General features: G+C 70.5%; 18 protein-coding genes. 3 read left to right on the top strand and 15 right to left on the bottom strand.

Annotation, left to right across the window (positions count from 1 at the left end):
- Positions 1-180: 180 nt before the first annotated feature.
- On the bottom strand, positions 181-960 hold the full coding sequence (locus ACIHCQ_RS41630) for an NAD(P)H-dependent oxidoreductase (protein ID WP_399674209.1): 780 nt from the start codon (positions 958-960) through the stop codon (positions 181-183).
- 138 nt (positions 961-1,098) lie between these two features.
- Between ACIHCQ_RS41630 and ACIHCQ_RS41635 the strand changes: the two genes are divergently transcribed.
- Positions 1,099-1,947 (top strand): helix-turn-helix transcriptional regulator, encoded by an 849-nt coding sequence (locus ACIHCQ_RS41635; RefSeq protein WP_399674210.1) that lies wholly within the window; start codon positions 1,099-1,101, stop codon positions 1,945-1,947.
- A gap of 324 nt (positions 1,948-2,271) precedes the next feature.
- Here ACIHCQ_RS41635 and ACIHCQ_RS41640 read toward each other — a convergent pair whose 3' ends face one another.
- From ACIHCQ_RS41640 to ACIHCQ_RS41665, 6 genes are all read right to left on the bottom strand, one after another.
- Positions 2,272-2,700 carry a VOC family protein gene (locus ACIHCQ_RS41640; protein ID WP_399674211.1) on the bottom strand — a complete coding sequence of 143 codons (429 nt, stop codon included), beginning with the start codon at positions 2,698-2,700 and terminating at the stop codon, positions 2,272-2,274.
- 193 nt (positions 2,701-2,893) lie between these two features.
- Entirely contained in the window at positions 2,894-3,406 is a 513-nt protein-coding gene (locus tag ACIHCQ_RS41645) for a hypothetical protein (RefSeq protein WP_399674212.1), read from the bottom strand.
- Positions 3,403-4,023, bottom strand: a complete 621-nt coding sequence (locus ACIHCQ_RS41650; protein ID WP_399674213.1) for a hypothetical protein — start codon at positions 4,021-4,023, stop codon at positions 3,403-3,405. Before ACIHCQ_RS41650 ends, ACIHCQ_RS41645 begins: the two co-directional genes overlap by 4 nt.
- A gap of 140 nt (positions 4,024-4,163) precedes the next feature.
- Positions 4,164-4,487: a helix-turn-helix domain-containing protein gene (locus ACIHCQ_RS41655; RefSeq protein ID WP_399674214.1), complete on the bottom strand. Its 324-nt coding sequence runs from the start codon at positions 4,485-4,487 to the stop codon at positions 4,164-4,166.
- The gene (locus ACIHCQ_RS41660) at positions 4,484-5,560 is read right to left on the bottom strand and encodes a tyrosine-type recombinase/integrase (RefSeq protein WP_399674215.1); all 1,077 of its coding nucleotides are present in this window, start codon (positions 5,558-5,560) and stop codon (positions 4,484-4,486) included. Before ACIHCQ_RS41660 ends, ACIHCQ_RS41655 begins: the two co-directional genes overlap by 4 nt.
- A 232-nt stretch (positions 5,561-5,792) precedes the next feature.
- Positions 5,793-6,224 (bottom strand): hypothetical protein, encoded by a 432-nt coding sequence (locus tag ACIHCQ_RS41665; RefSeq protein WP_399674216.1) that lies wholly within the window; start codon positions 6,222-6,224, stop codon positions 5,793-5,795.
- Between the two features lie 510 nt (positions 6,225-6,734).
- Between ACIHCQ_RS41665 and ACIHCQ_RS41670 the strand changes: the two genes are divergently transcribed.
- A complete protein-coding gene (locus ACIHCQ_RS41670; protein ID WP_399674217.1) occupies positions 6,735-7,547 on the top strand; it encodes an SDR family oxidoreductase in 813 nt (270 codons plus the stop codon).
- A gap of 129 nt (positions 7,548-7,676) precedes the next feature.
- Here ACIHCQ_RS41670 and paaZ read toward each other — a convergent pair whose 3' ends face one another.
- The 7 genes from paaZ to ACIHCQ_RS41705 form a co-directional block, all read right to left on the bottom strand.
- Positions 7,677-9,260: a phenylacetic acid degradation bifunctional protein PaaZ gene (gene paaZ / locus ACIHCQ_RS41675; RefSeq protein WP_399674218.1), complete on the bottom strand. Its 1,584-nt coding sequence runs from the start codon at positions 9,258-9,260 to the stop codon at positions 7,677-7,679.
- A 60-nt stretch (positions 9,261-9,320) separates the two neighbouring features.
- Positions 9,321-9,572 (bottom strand): hypothetical protein, encoded by a 252-nt coding sequence (locus ACIHCQ_RS41680; protein ID WP_399674219.1) that lies wholly within the window; start codon positions 9,570-9,572, stop codon positions 9,321-9,323.
- A gap of 224 nt (positions 9,573-9,796) precedes the next feature.
- A complete protein-coding gene (locus ACIHCQ_RS41685) occupies positions 9,797-11,314 on the bottom strand; it encodes a hypothetical protein (RefSeq protein WP_399674220.1) in 1,518 nt (505 codons plus the stop codon).
- On the bottom strand, positions 11,311-15,174 hold the full coding sequence (locus tag ACIHCQ_RS41690) for a hypothetical protein (protein ID WP_399674221.1): 3,864 nt from the start codon (positions 15,172-15,174) through the stop codon (positions 11,311-11,313). The genes ACIHCQ_RS41685 and ACIHCQ_RS41690 overlap by 4 nt, the downstream gene beginning before the upstream one ends.
- Positions 15,171-17,819, bottom strand: coding sequence for a hypothetical protein (locus tag ACIHCQ_RS41695; protein ID WP_399674222.1), 2,649 nt, complete (start codon positions 17,817-17,819; stop codon positions 15,171-15,173). The genes ACIHCQ_RS41690 and ACIHCQ_RS41695 overlap by 4 nt, the downstream gene beginning before the upstream one ends.
- A complete protein-coding gene (locus ACIHCQ_RS41700) occupies positions 17,819-21,193 on the bottom strand; it encodes a DUF6603 domain-containing protein (protein WP_399674223.1) in 3,375 nt (1,124 codons plus the stop codon). The genes ACIHCQ_RS41695 and ACIHCQ_RS41700 overlap by 1 nt, the downstream gene beginning before the upstream one ends.
- Positions 21,193-23,220 carry a hypothetical protein gene (locus tag ACIHCQ_RS41705; RefSeq protein ID WP_399674224.1) on the bottom strand — a complete coding sequence of 676 codons (2,028 nt, stop codon included), beginning with the start codon at positions 23,218-23,220 and terminating at the stop codon, positions 21,193-21,195. Before ACIHCQ_RS41705 ends, ACIHCQ_RS41700 begins: the two co-directional genes overlap by 1 nt.
- 757 nt (positions 23,221-23,977) lie before the next feature.
- On the opposite strand from ACIHCQ_RS41705, the gene ACIHCQ_RS41710 reads away from it, so the two are divergent.
- Complete coding sequence (locus ACIHCQ_RS41710; protein WP_399674225.1) at positions 23,978-24,649, top strand: hypothetical protein; 672 nt, start codon at positions 23,978-23,980, stop codon at positions 24,647-24,649.
- A gap of 23 nt (positions 24,650-24,672) precedes the next feature.
- Here ACIHCQ_RS41710 and ACIHCQ_RS41715 read toward each other — a convergent pair whose 3' ends face one another.
- Positions 24,673-24,930 (bottom strand): hypothetical protein, encoded by a 258-nt coding sequence (locus ACIHCQ_RS41715; RefSeq protein ID WP_399674226.1) that lies wholly within the window; start codon positions 24,928-24,930, stop codon positions 24,673-24,675.
- Positions 24,931-25,399 lie beyond the last annotated feature (469 nt).

Raw genomic sequence — 25,399 nt, forward strand, 5'->3', positions numbered from 1 at the left:
TTCACCGTGGACACCCGCCGACGACCAGCGTGAGTATCCCGCCTGCCCTGCACACCAGACCCGTGACCTGCGTACTTCATGTTGCACAGTGCTCACTGGCGAGACCATCCCCAGCTGCCGACTGAGGCAGCACGCCGTTTGGGCATTGTCTGCGCCCAGCTCGGGGTATCGGGCCGGCGGTCAGCCGCGCATGTGCAGCCCGAAACCCGTGCGGCCCGCGGGCTCCAGTTCCTCCTTCAGGTGCAGCGAGGGGATCTCGTAGTCCCCGAAGTTCTGCCGCCGGAACGCGATCGGCTCGGTCGACTCCAGGGTGAGCAGGCGTTGCTCCCATGCCTTGGCGACGTCCGGATAGTCCTCGCCGGTGATCCGGTCGGTGCCGTACAGCACGAACGGCGGCAGCACCTCGATGCCCGGGTAGTAGAGGATGCCGTGGTGGATCGGGAACAGCAGATCGTCGATGGGGCCGTTGATCCCGCGAGCGGCGTAATGCGACTCCGGGCCGCCGGCGGTCACCGACAGCAGAGCCTTCCTGCCCGCGAGGGTGCCTTCGCCGAAGCGCTCGCCGTACCTGGTGTCGCTGTGCTCGCCGACGCCGTACGCGAAGTGGTAGGTGAACACCCGGTCCACCCAGCCTTTGAGGATCGCGGGCATCGTGTACCACCACAGCGGGAACTGGAAGATGATCGTGTCGGCCCACAGCAGCTTCTCCTGCTCGGCGAGGACGTCCGGGGTGAGCGTCCCGGCGTCGAAGGCCCGGCCCGAGTCCAGGGCGACCTTAAGCGGACTTGAGGCGTCGGGGCCGTAGTCCGCGGCGTCCACGGCCGCCTTCCAGTTCATCGCGTACAGATCGCTTACCCGTACCTCGTGCCCGGCGGTCTCCAATGTGGACACCGCGAGGTCCTTCAGCGAGCTGTTGAGCGACTTCGGCTCCGGGTGGGCGTAGACGATCAGCGTCTTCATGGGAACTCCTTCGGATCGAGTGCCTTTGATTCTGGGCGCCGCGGCGCCCGGCGTTCAGGGGCGCCTCTTCCATCGGACGGGACTTCCTGGTATCGGCAGGACCACCTTCACGGGCACCACCGAGGCCATACTGGGGGCATGGACGATCTTGCGGGCTTCCTGCGGACCCGGCGTTCCCGGGTCGACCCGGCGGCCGTCGGCATCCCCACCGACAGCCGCCGCCGGGTCGAAGGGCTGCGCCGCGAAGAGGTCGCGCACCTGTCCGGAGTCAGCGTCGACTACTACGTACGCCTGGAGCAGGGCCGCGCGACCCAGCCCTCCGAGCAGGTCCTCGACGCGCTCGCCCGTGTCCTCGGCCTCGACGAGACCGAACGCGGGCACCTCTACCGGCTCGCCCGACAGCGCCGCCGCCGCGCGAAGGCGCCGGGCGGGCGGCTCCGGCCGGAGCTGCTGCGCGTCCTCGACCTGGTCGCCGACGCACCCGCGCTGATCATGGACCACCGCCTGGACGTGCTCGCCGGGAACCGCCTCGCCGGGCTCCTCTACGGCCGGCCGATGCCGGGCCTGAACACCGCCCGGCACATCTTCCTTGAGGAGGCCGAGCGCGGCCTTTACGCGGAATGGGAGAAATGCACCCTCGACGTGGTCGGGCACCTGCGCCTGGCCGCCGGCAAATACCCTGAGGACCCCCGCCTGGCCTCGCTCATCGGCGAGCTGGCGATGGGCAGCGAGCGCTTCCGCCGCCTCTGGGCCCGCGCGGACGTGCGCGCCCGCAGACATGGACGCAAGGCGTACCGGCACCCGCTGGTCGGACTGCTGGACCTGCACCAGGAGAACTTCGCGCTACCGGACGAATCGGGCATGGAGCTACTGGTGCTGTCCGCGGCCCCGGGCAGCCCCGCCGAGGACGGGCTGCGCCTGCTCGCGGGCCTGGGCGCGGACAGCGGTGACGCGCATCCCACAGTGAACGCTCAGGTCCGCGAGTAACTCAACTCAACGACGCCCACCCACCGCCGAGAACGCCTCGACACTGACGGCTTTCCGGTTCCCGGCCTACTTTGCGGCTGGTGACACGTTTCTTACCGGCACGACGGCCGTGGGTTCAGCGTGACTGAGGGACTTTCACCGGGAACCCACGACGCCTTCGGCAGGCAGGCTCGGAAGTGCGGTGGGTTCGTCGCTGCTGTTCCGGTTAGGGCCGGAGCTTCCGTGCCTGCGGGTCGAAGCAGTTGAAGACCATCGACCTGACAGGTCGGGGGCGGTTCTTCGTCTTGGCCCATGGGGGCAGAACGAGGACACGTTCGTGGCCCCTCAGTCGATACAGAACTCGTTGCCCTCGATGTCCTGCATCGGGATGCACGAATCATTGCCGTCATACAACGTTTGCACGTGTACCGCGCCGAGCGGGACCAGTCGTGCGCATTCGGCCTCAAGCGCGGCGAGGCGCTCTTCACCCACGAGTCCAGTGCCGACCCGCACGTCAAGATGCAGCCGGTTCTTGGCGGCCTTGCCTTCGGGGACGCGCTGGAAGTACAGTCGCGGGCCCACACCTGAGGGATCTATGCAGGCGAACCATGAATCCCGCTGCTCAGGTGGCTGCAAGCGCTTGAAATCGTCCCAAGTGGCAAACCCCTCCGGTGGCGGCGGTACGACATACCCCAACACCTCGCACCAGAAACGAGCAAGGCGCTCAGGTTCTGCGCAGTCGAAGGTGACTTGGAACTTCTTGATCGATGACATCGGTCCACAGTAGTGGCGCGTGCTGGTCACCGAGATCCCGGGGTTACATCGCAGTGCGGGTCGAGGTCTCGCGTGACATGAGTAGCGCCACCAGACCAGGTCGCCTGAGCCGACGAGCGAATCGGACCAGATCACCTGCTACAGGGGCCAATTAGCATGAGACGAGACAGTCGCCACTGAATCAACAGGATACTCATTCACCCTCGGCGGCCTGCTCGATCTGGTCGTCGAGCAGGTTCTGGGCGATGGCCGCGTAGCGGCTCGCGGCGGTGTGGGACATGTTGAAGACGAGGGCGAGGTGCAGCGGGTCGGCGCCGACGCTCAGTGCCTCGTGCAGTACCCGGTCGCCGCGGATGCGTTCGAGGTAGACGCCCTGGTGCAGTAGGTGCCGCTTGAGGTATTCGGCACTGACGGGCTCGCTTCCCAGGGCGGTCTTCGCGTTGATCAGAACGTGCCGGTTGGGGGTCTTCGGCCAGGTGACGCGACGCTGGGCGAGCCAGGCCAGCAGGGTCTGGTGGGGCAGTTCACCGAGTCGTTGGATGTGTCCGGCGATGGTGATCCGGCGGTTGGGAAGGTCGAGGTCGTCCAAGGTGAGGCGTCGGATGGCCGTAGCGCGGGCGGCGTGGACGGCGGCCAGGGCGACGACCAGCCGTTGCGCCGGGGTGACGGCGATCCGCTCGACGGCGAGTACCTCGGCGTCGGTCATCGGCAGAGGCTGCGCTGGATGTCCTCGGCCTTCAGGCGGGTGGTGGGGTTGGCGAAGATCAGGCCGCGCTTCTTGGCGAAGCGAAACAGGGAGCGTAGTGCGGCGATCGCGTTGCGCCGCTGCCATCCGCGCAGGGGTGACAGCACGGCCGTGACGTCGGTGACGGTGATCTCGCGCAGGTGCCCACGGGTCGCCGCCCAGTTCTCCGGCAGGAGGCGAACGCAGCCGAAGTAGACGTAGAGGCAGGTACGGGACCGGGGCTTGGCACGGCTGTCGCCGTCGAGCAGGACCAGCAGCCAGGCGCGGATGTCGCTGGCGAAGCCGGCGGGCAGTTCGGCAGTGCGGTCGTCGATCCAGGAACGGATCGCCAAGGCGCTGTCACCTTCCAGGAGTTCCAGGTCGGTGAGGACCTCGGCGACCCGATGGCTGGAAGCGTGTCGCGGTATTCGCGCACGGACTTCGGTGAGCTTCACGGGCTTGCCAGGCGGGCCGCCCTCCAGCACCGCCGTCAGGCCGTCCATCGCGCACCGCACGAGTGACGGCGACCATCCGTTGGTCTCGCCGAGCTGCTTGGCGTGGGCCGCAGCCGACCGCAGCGCGGGGTTGTCTGAGGTCAAGGCGGGATGCTGCCAGCGCGGCGGGGGTGGGACGCCCGCCTTGCGCCGGTAGTAGGAGCCCAGGCCCCGGCACTTGTTGTCACAGTACGCCCGGTCTCGCCGAGACCCATCGGGCAGCGGCTTGCCACAGTGCACGCAGGTCATCGCGGTGGCAGAGACCGGCCGGTGCGAGGACGCGGGGCGACGGCGCGCGGCTGGCCCACCGCAGCGGCCTGTGAGTCGGTCGCCAGCATCGGCTCCGGCACTCGCTCCGGCTCGGGCTGGAGCAGTTCCTCGACGCCGCAGCCGAGCACGGCGCAGATGACGTCCAGCTCGTCGAGCTTGACGGTGTTCGGCTGGCCGGACCACAGGCCCGACATCTTCCCCGCGCTGATCACCACGCCACGTTCGGCGAGCATCCGCTGGAGTTCGCTGGCCTTCCAGATGCCGCGGTTGGCAGCCGCCAGACGAAGGTTCCACTTCACTGGGCCAGTCCTTTCCATCGGTCGGTAGCACGCTGCTGTCCGGCGACCCAGGCGTCTTCGACATGGCTGCCGTGGACGTGGATATACCGGGCCGTGGTGCCGGTCCAGGTATGTCCGAGTAGCTCCTGAATCGCGAACAAGGTCATACCGGCGAGATAGAGCTGGGAGGCACAAAAATGCCGCAGCACGTGCGGGGTGAGCTTCCCGGCCCAAGTGGGCAGATGCTGGGCGGCGGCATCGGCCAGCGACCGGCGGAAGACGTCGGCGGTCGCCCGCGAGCAGGAGCCGTCCCGGTTCTTGCGCTCGGAGGGGAACAGCGGGGCACCGGGCCTGGTGTGGTCGGCGTCGAAGTGGCCCCATACGTCCTCGATGAACCATCGCAGGTTGCGGTCGGCGCCGTTGATCAGCGGCACCAGCCGCGGCTTCGGCCCACGCCTCCGGGATCCCTTTCCGTGCCGGACGTTGAGCTTGCCGAACCGGCCCAACTCCCACCGGACATCGTCCAGGTCGAGCATTCGTGCCTCGTTGATCCGCAGTCCCACGTCCGCCGCCAGCCGGGCCACCGCGTAATTACGGGCGGCCGGACCGAACTTGCGGCAGGTCACCAGCTCCTCGCGCCATCCGGCGAACAGCGCCTCGATCTCCGCTTCGCTGGGCGGGATCCGCAGCTGCGGTTCCACCGAGGCCCGCGGCCGGTTCATCTCATCCAGCGGGCACTCGACCACACGGCCGGTGAGGTTGTGCAGCTCGACCTTGTGCCGCAGCTCAAGGAACTGAAAGAACACCGCCAGCGCGCCCGCCCGACCGGTCCGGGTCGAGGGCTTGGCGTCGCGGAGCACCTTGCCGAAGTAGACGTCGGCGTCGGCCGGTTCCATCTCCCACAGCGGACGGCCGAACCAGTCTCGGATCAGCTCCAGGTGGTTGGTGTCGTTGCGGATCGTGCCGTCAACCAGACCGGCTGAGGCTCGCGCGAGCACGAACCCCGACAGCACATCGGTCTCGAACTCGGCGAGCTCCTCCTCGCTCACCGGCGCCCGGTACTCGCGCAGATCGCGCACTACGGCCAGAGCCAACCCACGCCTCCACGACTTCACCCAGACTGAAGGAATCCCGACAGGGATGAGGCTTGCGCACCACGGACGAGGTTGGGTCAGAACGGCCAGCAGTCACCCGAACGAGGTAACAGGCCCAGGTCCAGGCACTCTCAGTCGTGCCAGGGAGCTGCGGACGAACACGGAACTCGGGGACTATTGCTCACCCGGGTCGAGAAGTGCCTCCGCCGACTGTCCTCCGTCGCTTCCGCCATCAGACGGCACCTCCGGGCGGAGACAACGTGCTCGATCGAGTGAATCTCTCCCACACATCCGCCGAGACAGATCCGCTGGTGAGACAGCTCTCTGCCCGGATAACGGTGTCGAGGATGACCGCCGCGTCGGGCTCCAGCAGCTCGCGCGCCTTGCGCGTCAGCCGCCCCCACGTCGGGCACAGGGTGACCTCGTCGGCGTACGAGGCGGCCGCAGGGTCGTCGGCCAGCTCCTGGCGAACCTGCTCCTTGGTCGGGCCGCCGCTGGCGCGCTCCCAGTCCAGCTCCCACCCACCGGAGTACGGGCTGTTCCAGGCCCACACGGTCACGCCGTGCCGGTCGGCCAGGCCCTGCGCGAAGCCCTTGATGACGGCGGCCCGGGTCGGGGCGAGGCGGGCGTACTCGCGCAACGGCGACGGCGTTCCCTTGGGCAAGCCGCGGACGTTAGGAACACTTCGGGTGTCTCAGGGGCTCTGCTGTCTCAGCGAAGCGTGGCATCTGTAGTGGCGCCGACCCCGCCGAGGCGGATGTCGCCATCGTGCGCACCCGCGCCCCCCGACTACGCAGATCCGGCTCTGCACTTCCCCTCGGCTCCCTGCACAACGGCAGCCTCGAATTCCGCCCGGAGGACCGCGAGCGGATCCGGTCCATCGCCGAGCAGGTGCCCACCGTCCTCGACGTCTACCTCGACCGTCCCGCCGTCCTCACGGACGTCCTGTCGCCGGCCGCGGTCTTCGCCTCCTTCGGCACCGACGACCGCCCTTTCGTCGAGGTCCTCTTCGGCCAGGCCGAGCCGGAGGGATCACTGCCCGTGGATCTGCCGCGCTCGATGGCCGCCGTGGAAGCCAGCCGCACCGACGTCCCCTTCGACACCGTCGACCCCCTCTTCCGCTTCGGCACGGACTGCGCTACCAGCGCAGCGCAGCGGAGAAGAGCGGCCAGGCATGAAGATCCAGCCAGGACAGGTCGCGGTCATCACCGGCGGAGCGAGCGGCATCGGCCACGGCCTGGCCGAGGCCCTCGTCGCCCGGGACGTGCACGTCGTCCTCAGCGACGTCCGCGCCGAAGCGGTGACCACGGCGGCGGGTGCCCTCGGGGTCGGCAGGGCCAGAGTCGTCCCGGTCGTCACGGACGTCACCGATCCCCACTCGGTCGACCAGCTCGCCGAGCGGACACTCGCAGAGTTCGGACGCGTAGACCTGGTCTGCAACAACGCCGGTGTGGTCTGCCCCGACGCCCCCTGTGGGAGCAGACGCTGGACACGGACGCTCGATCTCAAGGTCCTCGGTGTCGTACACGGGGTCCGCGCGTTCGCACCGCACCTCATCCGGCAGGGCCACGGGCACTTCCTCACCACCGCGTCATCCGGAGGTCTGGCTCCGCTGCCCGGCAGAACGCCGTACACGGGCACCATGCACGCCGTCGTCGGACTCACCGAAACCCTCGAGGCCGAGCTGAGGACGGCCTGGCCGGATGTCGGCGCGACCGTGTTGTGCCCCGGGCTCGTCGATACCCCCATCGGTCCCAACTCCGCAGCCCTCGGAGCCATCGAGCTGCCACCGGGCATGGGCCCAGCAGCCATGCGGAAACTGGCTGCCGCGCACGGCGGCACCCTCTCCCCCCGCCAGGTCGCCGAGTCCGCGCTCGAGGCGGTCGAAGCGGACCGGGTGCACGTCGCGCCCGGAGGAGGGGTCTACGAACGAGCCGAGGCACGAGTGACCGCCCTGCTAGCGGACATCGCGCAGGACCGCCGGTAGGGCTCGTTTCGTGTGTGCGGCGCAGCGCCGAATAGCACTTCTGCAGAACCACCGATTCCAGGGCGCGTGCGCCCCATTCGTGGGCCGGGGTCCTATTCAGTTGCCGAATCCATGGAAGTCTTCATGGCGTCAGGCGGAGTCGGACGCCGCGGGCGACGGTTCCCCGTGCAGTGAGGCGAGCCACCGTGGTGAGGCTTGGATCGCGGTGCGCTGCATGAGGTCTACGACGCCGCGGGTTCCGGCCATCTCCGAGCCGCCGCCCGCCCGCCCAGGGCCGCCGTGCCGCAGGGCGGCCAGCGGTGATCCGTGGCCGGTCGTCTGGGCCATGTTCGTCGAGTCCAGGAGGTGCAGTCGCCCGTGCCAGGGTGCCGCCTTCTGCACGAACGCGGTCGTCCAGGCGAGGTCGTCGCCGACCACGGAAGCCACGAGGCTGCCCCGGCCGCGGGCTAGCAGATCCGTGGCGTGGGCGGTGTCGCGGTACGCCAGCACGGCCGCCGCCGGGCCGAACGGCTCGACCTCGTGGGGCGCGGCGGCGTCCGGGTCTGCCGAGATGAGCAGGGTGTCCAGGAAGGCGCCCCGCTCGGCGTCCGCGTCGATCACCCGTACCTTGTCGGGGTCGCCGTGGACGAAGCGGCCGGACTCGGCGATCCGGCGCACTGCCCGCCGTACGTCGTCCCGCTGCGCGAGGCTGACGACGGCGCCCATCCGGACGCCCTCCGCCGTGGGGTTGCCGATGGTCACGCCCGCCAGTTCGGCCGAGATCGCCTCGTGGGCGGCGGATTCGTGCTCCCGTGGGACGAGGACGCGGCGGATGGCGGTGCACTTCTGGCCCGCCTTGACCGTCATCTCGGTCACGACTTCGCGTATGAACGCGTCGAACAGCGGTGATCCGGGCTGGACGTCCGGTGCGAGGACGATGGCGTTGACGGAGTCGGCCTCCGCGTTGAAGCGGACCGACCGGGCCACGACGTTGGGGTGCGTGCGCAGCTTCGCGGCGGTGGCGGCCGAGCCGGTGAAGGAGAGCACGTCCTGTTCTTCGAGCAGGTCGAGGGCCGGGCGTACCGAACCCACGACCATCTGCAGCGCTCCGGGCGGAAGGACTCCGGCTTCGGTGGCGATACGCACCAGTTGGGCAGTGAGGTAGGCAGTGGGGGTGGCCGGCTTCACCACACTCGGCATACCGGCCACCACGGCCTGCGCCAGCTTCTCCAGCGGGGCCCAGACGGCGAAGTTGAAGGCGTTCACCTGGAGCATCAGGCCCGGCGAGGGGGTGCACAGGTGGACGCCTAGGAAGTCCTCGCCGCGCGCGAGGCGTTCGGCCGGTCCCTCGACGAGGAAGGGGGTGTCGGGCAGCTCGGCGCGGGCCCGGGCAGCGTAGTCGCGCAGGACGCGGATGCCGCCGTCGACGTCGTACCGGGCGTCGTTGAGAGTGGCTCCGGCGCGGGCCGACAGGACATACAGCTCCTCGCGGCGGGCGCGGACGACCGCGGCCATCGCGTCCAGGAGATCGGCTCGCTGGTGGAAAGTGAGGGCGCGCAGGGCCGGGCCGCCGACGCGCCGAGCGTGGGTGAACGCCCCGGCCAGGTCGAGGCCTTCGGAGGAGACGTGGCAGACCAGGTCACCGGTGACCGCGTCGTGCACCTCGGCCGCCGACGCCTCCGTGGCCGTGGCCGTGGGAGTGATCCAGGTGTCCTGCAGATAGCTCTGGAGCATGGCGAACAGACCGCTTTCGTCGGAGGGATTCGTCGAGCAGGGCGAGCGGCGACGTCGGGTTCACGAAGCCGGGTGATGGCCCCAGATGTCGGCGGTGTAGACCCGGCTGACCCAGGTGCCCTCGTCGACCTGCACGCCGCCCGCGCCGATCTCGATGCCGAAACCGGCCGGCGAGGTCATGTAGACCTCGCCTACCAGGCGTCCTGGCGCAAGGACAGCAAGACCGCCGCCGGAATTCTCGAGCACGCCCTTGCCCGAACCGAGCACCCCGCCGCCCGCTCGCTGCTGCAGCTCCGCCTCGCCCGCGCACACGCAGCCCAGGGGGAGAAAAGGGCCACCCTGCGTGCCTTGAACGCAGCCGAGCACCTTCTGGGCACCGCCTCCGGTCAACCTGTGCCGGCGTGGTGCTCGTGGCTGTCCGAAGCCGTTATGCGGTCTGTCAACCTGTTCCAGCCTGGGAGTGTCTCAAGGGGGGTGCTACAAACAAACGGGCCCACCACAGCCGAATACAACGACGTCTTGGTCTTGCGAGCCTCTTACGGTGTCGTGACGGTGGGAACTTCGCTGACGACGTCGAACCGCAAACCAGAGACCGGCGGACCGTGCAGGGGCAGCCGCCGTCGCTGCATCCACAGGACGGGAACACCGTTGGTGCGCCGGGCAAGCACCCACTGCCGCTGCAGCCGCAGGCCGGTGGCGGGGACCGCGGATGGTTCGATGCGGTGGGCCGGGCCCGATGCTGGCGCGTGGGGGTCGTGGAGCAGCGGGCTGACGGGCGCCGACATCGGCGCCGGCGGGGTTGCCTGCAGATCGGCGAGGCGGCCTTGGACGAAGGTGCGGCGGCCGTTTGGCTCGTGGATCTGGTATGGATGCCAGTACCGTGGCAGTCGGCTGCTCAGGAGGTAGTCGTACTGGACACGTTCGTTCGCGAGCACCTGCCCGGGGGGTGCGGGCGTTGGTGTCGGCTCCGCCGGTGGGGGAGGCGCCAGTTCCCAGCCGCCGACCCGCTGTTCGACGGCCCACAGCAAGTTGGCGTCCTCATCCACGCCGATGACAACATCGTCCATAGGCTGGCTGGTCAGGGGGGTGACCGCGGTCGGCCACACCATGAGCGTGGTGGCGGAGAGCCCTGTCACGCGGAACAGGGACCAGTCCGACGGCGGCTGGAGGATCGTCTTCTCGTCGAACGCGTCCAGGACAATGACCTTCCGCAGTGTGACGAGTTTGCCGGCCTGTGTCTGGACGGGAAAGCTGAACCAGTCGTCCGCGTGGGACATCACCAGGTCGATGAGCAGGGTTGTGGCGAAGTGGCTGCGGTCGGGCGGGAATCCGCCGATGTCGACGTGCGCGTTCTCGATCTGCCACCAGCGCGGATGCGGCGCACCGGGGTACTTCATTCGGGCTGGCAGCACCTCGACGGGTGCCGGGGGGATCGGCGGTCCGGGCAGGGGCCGGTCAGCCGAGACCGAGTACCAGTCGACGGCGCCTCCGTCGTGCCGGGGAACGGACAGGGTGGCCGGACCGCTGGTGAAGGCTGCCGAGTGCACGAACTCGGACGGGTCCCACAGGTCGGCCGGTGGCGCGGGGACGTCTGCGAAGAGCGTATCGGGCAGACCCAGTTCCGCTCGCCTCCGGTAGAGGGCAAGTCCGTCGAGGCCTGACCCGTCGAACTGGTCATACGGCACCGGCAGCCCGGCCAAGCGCAGGCTGGCGTCGGCGGCATGGTCGGCGGGCACGACTGGGGCGGCGTCGCGGCCGATGCGGATGCGACGGCCTGGAGTCCACCATTCGTCGGGCTCTGACTCGATAATCGCTTCGGCCGGCACCAGGGTGGGATCCGTGGCGGGATCGCCGTCGAGCGGGTCGATGGGGTCGTGGGTTGTCACATGCCGTACGAGGGTGGGGGAGGCCGCGTCCTCGCCCTGGTGCTCGCCGAGTTGCCACTGCCGGGCGAGGAACCACGTGGGATCGGCGACCTCCGCGCGGAATCCGCGGTCGAGATCTGCGACTGGGCGGATCGGCTCCAGCCGACGACCGATGTCGTAGCGCATCATCTCGGCTCCAGTCTCACGCCGGTTGGCTGGTTGACCGGCAGCAGAGTCAAGGGTTCGCCCGCGGCGAAGGCATCGAGCTCGTCCGGGCCGGCGGCGCGGGCCCGGGCCAGTCGGCGCGCCTCGCCGAGAATGTCGATGAGTCCTGAGGTGTCCAAGGGCACGGATACATCGGGCGGTACCGCGATGAGCACGGCCTGAGGGGCTCGTGCGCCGGGTGCGTCGATACGGAAGGCGGCTGTGGTCACGTGCTCGCCGGAGGGGATCACCTCGCTCCATGAGTCGAGGAGGCCGAAGGCGACGCTGCGCTGCGGATCGGCTCCGGGCTCCAGGGTGCCGGTCGGGCCGAACACGGCCAGGAGGTTCGTCTCCTGTACCAGTCCGTGTGGCTGAGGGCCGATCGGGTCCAGTGAGGGGTCGAGCTGCCACGGATCGCCCGGACGATTGGACCAGGCGCTGAACGGTGCGCCGCCGGCGATCCGGCGCCCCAGTTGGTGAACCTCCAGCCGGGCCACGTGTGGGCGTACGGCCGAGACGACCTCCAGCCAGTCCGGGTCGAGCGCCGTACCGGCGGCGGACGGCTCTGCGGACAGCGGTGTGGGGAAAGTGTCCAGCGGTAGCCGTGACAGGACGGGCAACCGCCCCTCGGGGGAGACGAGTTCGGCGAGGGCTCGGGCCAGACCAGCCGGGGCGAGGTCGGTGGCCTCCGCGACGGACGGCGAGCGCTCCAGCCGCTCCGCCAGCGCGATGCCCGCCCTCGTGACGAGGACCGCGTCCCCGGCGCCGTCGGCGGACAGCGGGGTGATGCCCCAGCGTGCGGCGTCCACCAATGCCTGCCGCAAGGCGGCCGGTCCCGCACCTGGCGCGGCGGCAAGGCTTGCGTGCACATCCAGGGCCAGGGCGTGCACCGCGGCGTAGCGGGCGGCGAGTTCGCTCTGGACGGCGGCTGCCGGGGGAGCAGTGCCGACCGTGGACAGGTCGGCCGGCACGACGGGGCGGCCGCCGAGAATGTCCGAGAGCCGACGGGCCGCCAGCTGCGCTGGCAGGTCGCCCTCCGGGACGACCGCCGCACCTGGCAGGGCGGCGAGTACCAGCCGGTGCAGGTCCGCGCCCGAGAGTGACAGGGTGTCGACCGGCTGCAGGCCGAGCTGGGCGAGGGTGACAGTGCCGAGGACGGCCGCCTGCTCGTCGACCACCTGCCACGTCCATGCGGCTCCGGCCGGGTCGCCGGTCTCGGCGGTGAGCAGGGCGGCCACCGCGGGCTCGGCGAGCGCGCCCGGGCTGGTATGCGCGTCGACGACGGCCGGTGGCGCATCGGCGGGCAGCGCGACGGCCACGGTGCTGCGTGCCGACCGCCCTGCCCGCTGGGTGCGCAGGACGTCCAGGGAGGGTGGTGCCGCCAGCCCCGCCGCGGCATCCATGGACGCGGCGGCCATCCCGCCCCGGCCGGACACGACGTCGAACACGGCGTTGGCCACGAGGAGATCCCCGTACACGTCGACGGCCGTGGCGAGCGGTGCGAGCGCCTCGAGCTGCCCGGCGTTGAGACCCAGGCCTGCCGGGTTGGCGACGTACCGTGCGAGCACGGCCTGTCCGTCGCACACCCGCCGCCCGGCGTGCTCCTTACGCACCGGGAACTGCCGACGGAGGCTTTCCACGGCGGACCGGGCGCCGACGGCGCGCTCGACCGCGCGCCCCAGCACCTCGCTGATATGCGCTCCCAGGCGTACCTCGTCCGCGAGCTGGGCGGCAAGCCGCACGCTGTCGGAGTCGAGGGTCATCTGCCAGCGGCCCGGCTCGGCGTCCGACAGCGCGCGGTCGCGCAGCACGGCGGCGGTGAGGGCCTGTTCCTGGGAGGGCGCGTGCAGGAACTCCGCGGGCCGCGCGGCGGCCGTCCGCGGCCGTGGCGCGTCGAGCCAGCCGTACGCGCCGAGCCGGAACACCGGCTGGGGAGTGCGGGCGGTCAGATCGCGCAGGCGCCGCCATGCGATTCCGGTAAGCCACGCGTCGACCCGGTGGGAGGCGGTGTCGAGAGTGGCGCAGAAGGCGCGTTCGAGCGCCGCGGGGTCGGCGCCGATGAGCGCGGCGACCCCGGCGCGGCCAGCGCCGAACAGGGTGCCCGCCGCATCGTGGGTGAGGAGCGAAGGAGCGAACCGCGCACCCCACCCGGCCAGCTCCGTCGGATCAGCTGCTGGTGTCTGGATCGGTTCCAGCAGCGGTCCCGTCTGCCTGTTCGCGGCGCGGACGACTTCGGCGGCGTCGACGAGGCGGGCGTGCAGAAGCAGCCGGAAGAGCAGGCTCGTGGGAATCCTCCTGCGGAAGATCTCGCTGATCTGCCCGGCGGAGGCCAACTGCTGCGGCGGTGCCATCAGCAGCCGCTCGAGCATGTCGTCAAGGGTGGTGCCTTCGGGCAGATTGCCCGGGACGACGAGGGGCAGCCGCAGGTCCTGTGGCTCACCGATGGTTGCGTACCGGCGCCGCGGTGGTCCGGCGAGGGCGAGCACCGGCGCCGCTGTCGCGTCCCACCACGAGCGCAGCGCCGGAAACGTTGCGCCGTCGCCGAAAGCCCACTCCAGGAGGTGGACCAGTTCCAGCGGCAGAGCCCAACGCCAGGCGTAGCCGCGTGACATGGGGACTCGGCCGATGAGGTCGAGCAGCCGCTCGGTTTCTGCTCCCACGACCGTTCCGGCCGCCTCCGCGGCCCGCGCCGCGGCGTCTGTGAGACCGGCGACGACGGGGAGGATACCGGCCTCGACCGCCGGGTCCGACGCTTCGGGGACCCAGCGCTCACTGCTGGAGACGGGCAGGACGCCGTAGGGCTGGTCGCCGATCCGCAGGGGCGGCAGCGGCCCCTCGGGCACGAGATTGTCCAGTGCCCAGAGGCCTGCCGCGAGGCCGCGGTCACCGAGGCCCCACACGTCCTTCACTGCATGACCCCATAGTGCGGACCACAGGCCCGCCACAAGCGCCTGGTTGAGGGGCACATGGTAGATGTCCGCGCCGGGCAGCGGGGCCAGCGCCGAGGGCCGGCCGGTCAGCGCCAGTCCGAGGGCTTCGGCGGCGGGCTGTGGCGGGGGCGTGGTCAGCAGCACGCGCCAGGTTTCGGGATCGCGCGCAAGGTCGGCCGCGGGTTCGCCGTCCACGCTGTTCGTCGGCGTGCCCAGGGCCAGTACACCGAGATTCCCGGCATCGCGGTGGCTGGTGAAGAGCTCGGCCGGATCGGCGTCACCGAGCCCTGTGACATACAGGACGTCGATGTCGTCGGGGCGGTCCGGGCCGAGATCCACCTCGGCGCCCAGCCCGACCTCCTTCGCCCGGGCGAAGGAGGTCCACCAGCGCGTCTCGCCCGTGGTGGGATCGGGCGGATCCAGACCGAGCCGGGTGTGGTCGACCGTCAGCGAGGCGAGCAGTGAAGGCGCGGCGCCGCCGCGGCCTAGCCACAGTTCGAGGGTCGGCGGCAGGCCGGCGACCCGGCTGCTGTCCAGGCCCTCGCGGACCTGTGCCGGGCGGTTGATCGTCCACCCTCCGGCGGGAGCCGGCCGAGCCGGGAACGTACGGGCCAGCCATGCCCCCCGGGCGGCACCGACCTGTGCCGCGAAGCGCCGCCACTGTGCTATGCCGTCCGGTGTGGTGAGATCGTTGGCGGTCAGCTGCCACAATGCCTCGACGGCGTCGAGCTCGGCGGCCGTCGGTACGGCATAGTGTCTGTCCAGAAAGGCCGCGTCCGGCACGATGCGCACCTTGAGCATCCAGCCCGCGTTTCCCGCTGGCGGGAAGAACCGGGTTTCCAACCGCAGCGGCAGCAGGACGCCGATCGACGCGCCCGCCGCAAGCACATTTCCCACATGGGCAGAATCGGTCATGTCGTCACCGGGATCAGGGAGGCTCCGCGGATCATCACCCGGTAGGGGTCGGCGAAGGCGGCATCGGCGAAGCTCCCGCCGTCGGGATGGGCTGCGGGGTCAGTGAAGACGGCCACTTGCTGCGGCGTCATCCCCGGGGTGGGTCCGCTGAAGAACTGGACGCCGTGCGGAGGCTCCTCGAGTACTACCCAGTATCGGCTGGCCTGCCCGGGGTCGAGATCGAAGCCGAAGAAGACGATCTCCGGTGTCACAACGCCCTGGAACGAGGGCAGGATCCGGTTCGCCAGGTCCGGTTCGGCCTGCCAGTCGGGGTCGGTTCCGTTGAGCGGGGTGGGCGCGAGGTAGACGACGGTCTGGGGATAGCGGCGGAACAGCGGGGTCCGGAAGACAACGACGAGGTCGCTGGTGGCTGCGGGGGGCCGGTGGCCGGGGCTGCCCAGAGGCGAGGCATCGGGCCAGCGGTGCACGCCGACGATGTCGTCGTCGTAGCTCTCGCCCGTCGGGTGGGTATGGGCCCAGAACTGGCGCAGCGGTGTGCATCCGGTACGGATGGGGATGTTGCGGAACCTCAGTTCCCCGATGGTCTGCGTGTTGAGGCCGAGCAGGAAGGCGTCAACGAACGCCGGATTGGTCGTCATCGCGATGACGCGGTCGGATTCCATGGTGCCGGCCCCGGGCAGCAGCCAGTCGGGGTGGCGGTCGCGCAGCAGCTGCCAGGCGGGGACGTCGAGGTCGGGGCAGAGCTCCGGAGGTGTGAGTGCCTGGTCGTCGAGCCCGGTGATGGTCTCCAGCACGCGGTCGGCCACGAACGGGCGGGCCACGGTGGGGTTGAAGGCTGAGCCGACGGCTGTCGCGAGTGCGTCGAGTGCGACGGGAGTGCAGGGCCGTTCCGGGGGCCGGGTGACCAGCCCTGTGGCCAGCTCCAGCAGTGAGTCGGTGTCCGGTTCGGCGTCGCCGTGCCCCAGGCCTCGCAGCAACGTGAGCAGCTCATCCTCGGGTGGCTGTTCGCCGTCTGGCGGGTCCAGGATCGTGAGCATCGCGAGCAGAGGGATGGGCTGTCCCTCGGCGCCTCGGTCCAGCCAGAACCGCATCACCTGGTCGAACGTCCTCACGGTGGACGGGCTGTATGGAGAGCGGTCGAAAGACTCCACGAGCCTACTGAAGCGCCGAAGCGGCACTTTCTCGGAAGCGACGCCCGCTGCGATGGCCTTGTCGAGGTTGACGGTGCCGGTGTGTTCGCTGAGGCTGTCGCCGTGCGGCAGCCCCTTGGGAGCCCGCGGCGGCAGGGGCGGACAGGTGTTCGCCGCGACCAGGACGGCGCGCGGGTCGGTGGCACGGTCGGCCGCGAGTGCCGTGCGGGCGGGCCCTGTCCTGAGCACACGCCGGGCAGCCGCCGAGAAGATGGCCGACGGCAGCGGTCGGCCCGTTCCGGTTGCCCTCGCAAGGACGGTGCCCGACGGCGTCAGTACGCGCCGCAGAGCAGGCCCCAGGAGCACGAGTCGGCGGATGGGATCGGCGGGGAGCCGACGCGTCCACAGCGACCTGGCCGCTGCGATGCCCGCCGTCAGGTGGCGGATCCGGGCGGCAGCTTCGTCGAGCGCCCCGGCCTGTGCCGACGCGGCATCGGCCAGGAGGTCCTGTGCGTCGATACCTGCCTTCAAACCCAGGCCGGCGACGGCCCGATGGCGAGGGTCAGTCCGGAACACCCCGCCCCACACAGTGGCGGAAGGATCGGCGACCCACGCATCGCCGTACTGCGGCAGGGAGATCACCGGTCGCCGTGGGTCGATGAGCGCGCCCGTGCGCAGCGCAAGGTCGGCGGCGACGCTGGGCGGCACAGCGTCATCCACGCTGCCCACGGGGGCGAGCGCACCGCGCACGAGGAGCGGCTCGCCCCCGTCCAGCGGCGTGTACCGCATCGGCGCCCGGCCCAGGTCCGCCGCCCCGCCGGTTTTCAACCGTGCCGCGAGGGTGGGGAAATCGCCCTCCTGGCCTGTGGAAAAGCTCCACCAGTGATGCACGGGCAGGGTGACCTGCGCCGTGCCAGCGTCCCACGAGGGACGGCCGTCCGCTGCGAACGCCGGCACGACGGCAGCGATGTAGTCGGTGTTGGCCGCCAAGTCCCTTGGCGAGAGCAGCCGGACGACCCTGTGCAGGCCAGGATGGTCGGCGTCATCCTGCAGGTGGGCCCAGCGTGCCGAATGACGCAGGTCGTGCGCTGCCAGGACGCCGTCGGTGAGCGTGATGGTCCCGCCCGGCTGGAGGGCGGCCTCGGCCGGGGTTCCCACCACGAGTACGATCCACGGGCGCAGCGTGCGGCCCGCAGCGAGCTCCGGGGTGTAGCGCCACGGCAGATCGGCCGCGGACAGCTCGGTGTAGACGCACTTCGTCTCCTCGAAGTCGGCCGTGCCGGGCGGCGGCATCATGTGCAGGACGCCGCCCGGCTTGAGCTCTGCGACATCGCCGGGCCCCAGCAGGTCGAAGGCGAGAGTCTCGCCAATGCTCTCGCGGGGCGGCTCGGTGTTGCGTAGCGTCACATCGACATGCCCGGTGAGTCGGCCGCTCGCGGTGAGCGCCGGGTCCGTCACCGTCGTATAGATGGCGGACCGGCTCCAGCCGGAGAAGTCCAACCGCACGCCTGCCATCAGATCGCCCCCAGGTCGACGAGATCACGTGGGTGGAGCGGGACAGCGCGCGAGACACGCGCCCGCTGGTGAGCCTCACTGACGCTGAGGCCATCGGCGATGAGCGGGCCGTCCGATCCGCGGACCGCGAAACGTTCCTCGTGCACGCCGATCGCGGCCGTGGCGGTCCGAACTGCGGCCGGGCCGCTCCGCGCGCGGACGGCGGCGACGGTCACGGCCGGCAGCGGCAGAGACAGGACGCCGAGGCGTGGCGGGCTCGGCAGCCGCACCTCCACGACGGTCACGTCGTGCCGGACGGCATCGGAGACCGCCAACTCGCCGGAACCGATGTCGATGCCGGCGTCAAGCCGCTCGAAGCCCGGGCGGTTGAGCGCCTCCGATTCGCTGAGGTCCGCGAACGCCCCCGGGGCGAACCAGTCGACGGCCGTGCCGCCCGCCAGCGGGCAGTGGACAGTCACCGCCTGCGCGGTGGCGAGCGGCTGGCCCTCGAAGCGGTCGAGCAGCAGGTTCAGCGGGGTGCGCTTCTGGGTCCAGCGGAGCGTGCCCAGCGGGGAGACCAGCGGGTGGTCTCCCGCCACGCGGGGCCGTGGCTTCTGCACCACCTGGGCGTCGTCACCGCCGATATGCGTGAGGTTCGCGGGATCGCGCAGCTCACCCGCCAACGCCTGCACGACACTGCTCACGGCGGGCGGCGCAGGCGCCGACGGACCGCCCAGCACGATGGTGGCGTCCGCACAGATGTCGAACCACAGGATCTCGAAGCACGCCTTCCCAGTCAGGGTGACAGGTCCGGGGCCGCTGATCGTGCCCTCCAGCCGTACCCCGGCGAGCGTCCTGCTGTTCCACCGCAGGCGGACGCCCGCGCTGACGGAGACCTCGAAGTAGAAGGGGCTGAACTGAATGAGGGCGTCGAGGCTGATGAACCCGGCCAGGTTGAACCGGCTTACCGCGTAACCGAGTTCCACCCGCCCGCCGAACTGGACCGTATTCGAGGTGACGGCGAGGTACGCCTCGGCGCGGAAGAAGACCCCGGCGGAGAGAAAGCCCGACCTGACTGTCAGCGCGAGCCGGGTCAGTTCAGGGAACCGGGCAGGCAGCGGTTTGAAAGCCGGGTGAAACCCACCGAAGCTCAGCAGAACATACGGGTGATCACCCCAAGCGACGCGGAAGGCGAGGTCCCCGGTTAGGTGGAACACCTGCATGATGGTGGAGCTGATGAGCGTCGCGTCGAACTCGACGATCTTCTTGGGGACATCGACGAAGCCGACGATGTCGAAGCGGATGTCGACGAGGTGCGGTACGTCCTTCACCGGAGGCACCTGGGCCCGGGCCGAGCCAAGCAGGATGACACGCGTCGGCCCCGGGAACTCAAAGAAGATCCCGACGTCGAGCCTGAAGATCTTGGCGCCTGCGAGGTTGAGCCAGCTCAGCTGGACCGTCGGGCCGAACACGTGACTGCCCGGGTGGGCTGGGAACAGGGCGCCGAGGTCACCGAGGATCCGCGGTGCGTTGCGCACCGGATCCTCGGCGAACAGCACATTCCCGGCGGCACCTGAGGTGAGCCGCTCCCGCAGCGCATCGGTGTCCGCGCGGCGGTTGATCCCGACCAGCCCGCCGAATCCGGAGATCTCGAACCCGAACCCGAGCTGGACCCCCGGCGAGAACCGGATGCCCAGCACCATGACGAGGGAGGTGCGGCGGTTCGCCTCCCCGGGCTGCCCGGTGAGCTCGTGCAAGCCGAAGGCCGTCACCTCGAAGGCGGCCACCTTGACGTGGACCAGCCCGCCGAACCGATCGTTTGGCCCGCCGGTGAAGTCGAGGAAGCCGCCGCCGGTGAAGACACCGGCGGAAATCTGCAGGCCGGCACCGGTCGGCGGCAGGAAGCCGGCATGCCGGTCGGCGCCCGGCTCGGCCCAGTAGCCCACCCAGCCGCCGAGCCCGTCGACGACGAGCGTCACTGGGCCCACACGGACCGAGGCGTGGAAGCGCACCTCGGCACGGATGCGGAAGCTGTCCTCGGTCGCCGCGATCGGCACCCGCAGCCGGACGGTGTGCAGCTTGGCGCCGACGACGCTGTCCTTGCCGATCTCCCAGTCGACGCCGAAAGTGACGTCGAGTCCGCTGCTGAGGTTGAGCTGGACGCCCTTGCCCTCGACGTAGGCGATGTCGAGATCGAGGCCGAACCGGACACCGTCCCGAAGCAGCGTGTCCGTGATGCCGAAGGTGCGCCACCAGCGGTTCGTGAGCACGACCGAGAACCCGTGCAGGAACGCGCCGATCTCGATGACCGGGTGGTCCTCGCGTACCCGCAGGAACAGGCCGAGATCACTCGCGATCAGCCGCGTGTCGTACGGGGGACCGAAGACGAGGTCCGGCTGCCCGGGCCCGCGCTCCCGCCCCAGACTGACGACCACCGGATCGCCAGGGCCGGGAACCCGCGACGGGTCGAGGGCGAACTGGCGGAAAGCGCCGTGCCAGCTGCCGTCGTAGCCGAAACCGCTGGTGAGGCCCGGTTCCACGCGCAGGAACCATCCACCGTCGAAGTCGTACTGCCACCTGTCGCCCTCGACGGCGACGGCCAGCCACAGCTCGAAGACCGTGAGATTGCCCCCGCCGGGCTTCGCGAGCCGCTGCGAGCGCACGGCCAGGGTGCCTGTCAGGTCGGGGAGGAGATCGGCGGCGAAGTCGTAGATGTCGTCGGGGACCGGGGCCGGGCGGGCGGGGTCGCCGATCGGCACCGTGACGGAGATCCACCCCTCGCTCGCCTCACGGAACGTCCGCCAAGGACCGGGCGACGCGGTTGGCGGGGCGGCCAGGCCCGCGACGGTGACGTCACCGGGGGCCAGCGCGATGACCGCCTGGGGAGCGAGGATGAGCAGCGCGATGACGACCGCGGGCAGCTGGCCGGTCGCCGGGATGCCGACATCGCCGAGTAGCGCGTCCCACAGGGCCTCGTTGACCAGCGTCCCCGGATCGTTCAGCAGCGCACGCAGCTTGAGCCGGTCCACACGGTCGGGCCCCGCCAGCTCGTGGACGAACACCCCGGTGAGCGAGAGAAACGCCGCGGTGCGCGGCATACGCTCCTCGGCGAAGCGCACGAGCGCCGCTTCCGCCGCCCGCGGACCGCCGAACGCCTTCTCGGCGACTTCGCGGACCTTGTCACGCCAGGTGACGAGCGCGTCGAGCCAGGCCGCCGGGTCCGCGGCGGCGGTAACGGCCTGTGCGAGGGCTGCGAGGTCCGCGAGGGATGCGCGTGCGCCCGCGGCGTCCGGCGGGGCGAGCGGGGGCAGGCCCGGGTTCCGGCCGTCGAGGGCCGAGCGCATGGCTTCGCTGAACCCCTCGGAGATCATCTCGATGACGGATTTCTCGGCCATCAGGTCAGCTCCACCACTGTGTCGGTGCGGTGCACCGTGGTGCCGGACGCCTCGTCGCCGACCTGGGCCACGAGGTGGTGGTGCACAGTGAGAGGCGCTGTGCCGAACTCCAGCAGCGACACCTGCGGCAGCCCGGTGTACACGCGCCCGATGCGGTGAAGATCGCTCGCGCGCAGGGCCCTGAGCATCAGGAACGACTTCGCCGGATCCCACCCCGCCCACGCCGGTGACGGCGCGGCGGACAGGTCGGTGAGCAACGGCCCGGCCAGCGGCAACGTCTCGTCGTCCACCGGCTCGATCACATAGCGCCATTCCCCGGGGCCGAGGCCATAGGCGTCCGCGACCTCCCGGGAAATCACCGCCGGGGCCTCCTGCCCGGCACGGAGCACACGGCCCAGCAGGACATCTACGAGATCGTCATAAGGAAGTGACGTACCCGCCGGCGGCGGGGACAGGAGTCGATCGCGCTGCGCCGCGCCGAGGCCCGGGTAACCGGCGAAATCGCGCACGCGCTCGATCCCCAGACGCATGGCCAGGTCACCGAGCAGATGCAGCACCATCGTCTTGGAGTCGGCATTGCGCGCCGCGCTGCTCGTCACCTGCGCGGCGCGCGTGGTGACACCTCCACGGGTGTACTCCAGCGCCGAGGTGAAGCCGTAGTGGACGTCTCCGCCGAGAAAGACCACAGGCCCGTACGCCGCGGCCCGGCGCAGCAATTCCTGGTGGTTCGGCACCGCGGCCGACCACGACTCGAAGTCGGCGTAGACCGAGCCGCCGGGTAACAGAGCTGCCGCCGGCTGGACCACGTGCTCGACGATGTGGGTGCCGAGGGCCGGGGATGGGGCGACGACCACGGTCAGCGGCGCGGCCGCCCCGGCAGGCCCCGGCAGCATCAGCGCGAGCGCCGCCATACTCACCCGGGCCGCAGGCCGGTCCACCCGGTGGAACTCGCGGGCCGTCCGCTCGTCGAGGGCGATGACCCGCACCGGCCAGCCGTCGTCCGGACCCAACGAGACGTCGTAGCGGACGGCGTCCGCCGCTGTCAGGTCGCGCAGCGTCGACGGCGGCGCGGTCGGCGGACCCGGGGGCATGCCGAGCGAGTGGCGCAGGGCAGGACTGTCGGGGCTCGCGCCGGTCCAGGTCGCGGCAGCCAGGAGAGCGGCCTCGGGCGTGCCGACTACCGCGAACCTGTCCGGTACGTTCCCCCAGTGCTGGCACAGGGCGTAGGCCAAGAGCCCATTGGAGACGACCCGGCTGCCCCCGGCGTCGGCGTAGACCGCGGAGGCCCACGGATGATCGAGGTTCCAGTCGTCGGTCACCTCGTGATCGTCAAAGATCATCAGCGACGGCACGGTGGCCAGCACTCTGCGCACCGCCGGCAGCCCCGCTCGGAACGTGGACACAAGGTCCCGCAGCTCGGTCCAGCGTGCCTCGTCGAGGCCCGCTGCCGGATCGAGATCGACGGCGGGGACGACGTCCGCCCACCTTGGCAGGGCCGTCGGCCAGAGCGCGTCCGACCAGTAAAGGAGGTAGGCCGCCAGGAACTCCCCGTACAGCCACAGATGGTCGCTCGCCGCTGACGACGTCAGCTTGTGCGCCTCGGACGGCTGCTGCCGACCGCCGATCCGGGGCAGCGGCGCGAACGGGGCGTCGTCCGCGACCCCCACCAGATCGCTCGCGACACGGCGAATCCGCGGGACGAGCGGGGCGGGTACCTCGTCCGCGTAGATCTGGTCACCCGACATCAGCAGCAGGTGCGGCCGAGGCTGGGCCACTCCCGCGGTGATCCTTCCGCGGATCAGTTCGGCCGCACTGGCCAGACCGTCCCGGCCGTGTCCGTGCACCTTCCGGCACGAGGTGTGCAGGACGACAAGGTCCTCGACCGCGGCCGGCGGCCCGGGGAACGCGGGCAGCGCCGTCCCGATGGCGACATCCGCCCACGCGGGCTCCGGCCACCCCGGCAAGGTGAGCCTGTACTCGTAGAGGTTGCCAGCGGCGAAGCCGCCGCCGGGCGCGGAACCCGTCACGACGGTAATCCACAGATTGCTGCCGATCTGCGTCGGCACTGCGGTCCCAGCAGCGATCTCGGTCTCTGGCCGCCCCGCCAGACGTACGTGAAGCGTGATGTCGTCTGGGCGTGTCAGGGCCACCCAGACGGAGGCATGCGTGCGAGTGACCCTGCGCAGAATCGGACCGGCGACCACACCCGGCAAACCTGCGAGGCTGAGTGGCACATCATCCATCCATGCCCCCCTTCACCGGGAGAGTCACCATGCGGGACAAAAGGAGATCTTGACCCCGTGCCGACATTACCGGTAATGCACCTTGAGTACCTTTTATTCACGCAGAAGCGGGAGACGGGGACGCTGGCTTACTCGCTCACCCGCAGTCCCGTCCGCACCATGAAGTCGGAGCGCAACGACGGTCCGGCCGCCGACCGTGCACTGCGGGCGACGTCGGCATACGGGACCTCGCGTCCGCACCAGCTGCGAGTGTCCTTCATCCGTATGCGCCGCCCAGTCAGCCATGCACGCCCCGGAGGCGAGGGAGCTCACCGTTCTGATCCGCCTCCGGCAGGCGCCCTCCAGTGAGTAGAAGAAGGTCCTGGGCAGTGCGAGAGTTGCGTCATGAAGCCGCTGAGCGCGCGGTGCTGACCGGCGTCCTCCGCCGCCGGGACGTCGAGATGCTCTCCGACCAGCCCTGGGTGCTCTCTTTGACGTTGTCCCCAGCACGGCGCCCGGCCTGAGCGCGAAAAGCCCGGCCGAGCGGCAGCGCATCGCCGCATTGGCAGCCGATACCGGCGGCTTCGTCGGCTTCCTGACCTACGACCTGGGCATGTCCGAGAACGCCGCCGCGCACTACCGCGACGCCGCCGCCGACGCCCGGCAGGCGGGTGACCTGTCCTCCTGCACTCACCTGATTGGGCAGATGAGCCGCATCCTCGCCGACCAGGGTTACTACCGCCGCGCCCGCACGCTCTCCGACAGCGCCCTTGGCCTGTCCGGCACCAAAGCCCACCCCGCCGTACGGTCCTGGCTGCACGCCGTACGCGCCCACCACCACGCCCGCCTCGGCAACGCCCGCGCCTCACAGAGCGACCTCAACACCGCCTGGAACCTGCTGGAGCGCGCCGACGACGGCGAGAAACCCCCCTACATCGGCTACCTGGGCCCCGCCGAACTGGGCAAATGGGTCGGCCACGCCATGGTCGGCCTCGTCCAGCGGAACACGTCCTTCCTCAGCACGGGCAAGAACGCACTCGATGAAGCCCGCGCCGCCTGGCCGGCCGCGATGGTCCGCGGCTCAGCCGAAATGCTGACCGCGAGCGCCCGCATCTACGCGGCCAGCGGCGACCGGGATACGGCAGCCGACCTCGCCGCGCGCTCCGTCACCATCGCCACAGCAACAGGATCAGCCAGGAACCTGCGTGCAGCCCTCGCTGCCCAAGCCCTTTGACGGGTGAGCGCCGACCGGGTGCTTCAGACAACGGTGACGCGCAGGACGTACCGCTCACCGGCGCTGATCGCCTCGGCCTGCTCACGCAGATCGGCGTGGGCGAACCCGAGCAGAGCCTGGTCGGCGGCCCGGCGCAGCAGCGGCAGGATCTCGGCTACGGGACGGCCGCGGTGCGTCTCGGCGAGCTCGGTGAAGGCCCGCTGGTAGGGCGCCCCATACGTGCTCGCACTGTCGGCGAGCAACCGGTCCAGGTACTGCCTGCTCACAATGATCTCGCTCATGGCCCGCTCCCGTGCGCGAAGAGGCCCGGCCGGTCCAGGCCCTCACCCACGACGCTACGAGCAGGGTCTGACATTGATACTCGTAGCCGGGTTCCGTAGTCCAGGCCGCGCACGGCATCGGCCACCTCAGCTCCCTACGATGCCGCGCCATGCTCCGCCACGTCCGCACCGGCGCAGCCCGGGGTCCGGGGCCCGACGCGGGATACCCGCCAGGCGCTCGATGCGGCACTCTCTGGCAGATGACCCGGCACCGCCCCGCACCAGCGGCCCGTCTCACCGTCCGCGCCTACAGCCACCCCCCGACGCGCAGGTGCTCCTGCACCGCCTGCACGACGAGCAACGCGAGCTCTACGGATTCGCCGACCACCCCCGACGACACCCCGCCAGCCGGCTACGCCCCGCCCAACGGACTGTTCCTCCTCGCCGATCTGCGCTCAGGGCCGGCGGCCTGCGGAGGATGACGGCGACG

It is taken from the genome of Streptomyces sp. NPDC052236 (assembly GCF_044548015.1).
GTDB lineage: Bacteria > Actinomycetota > Actinomycetes > Streptomycetales > Streptomycetaceae > Streptomyces.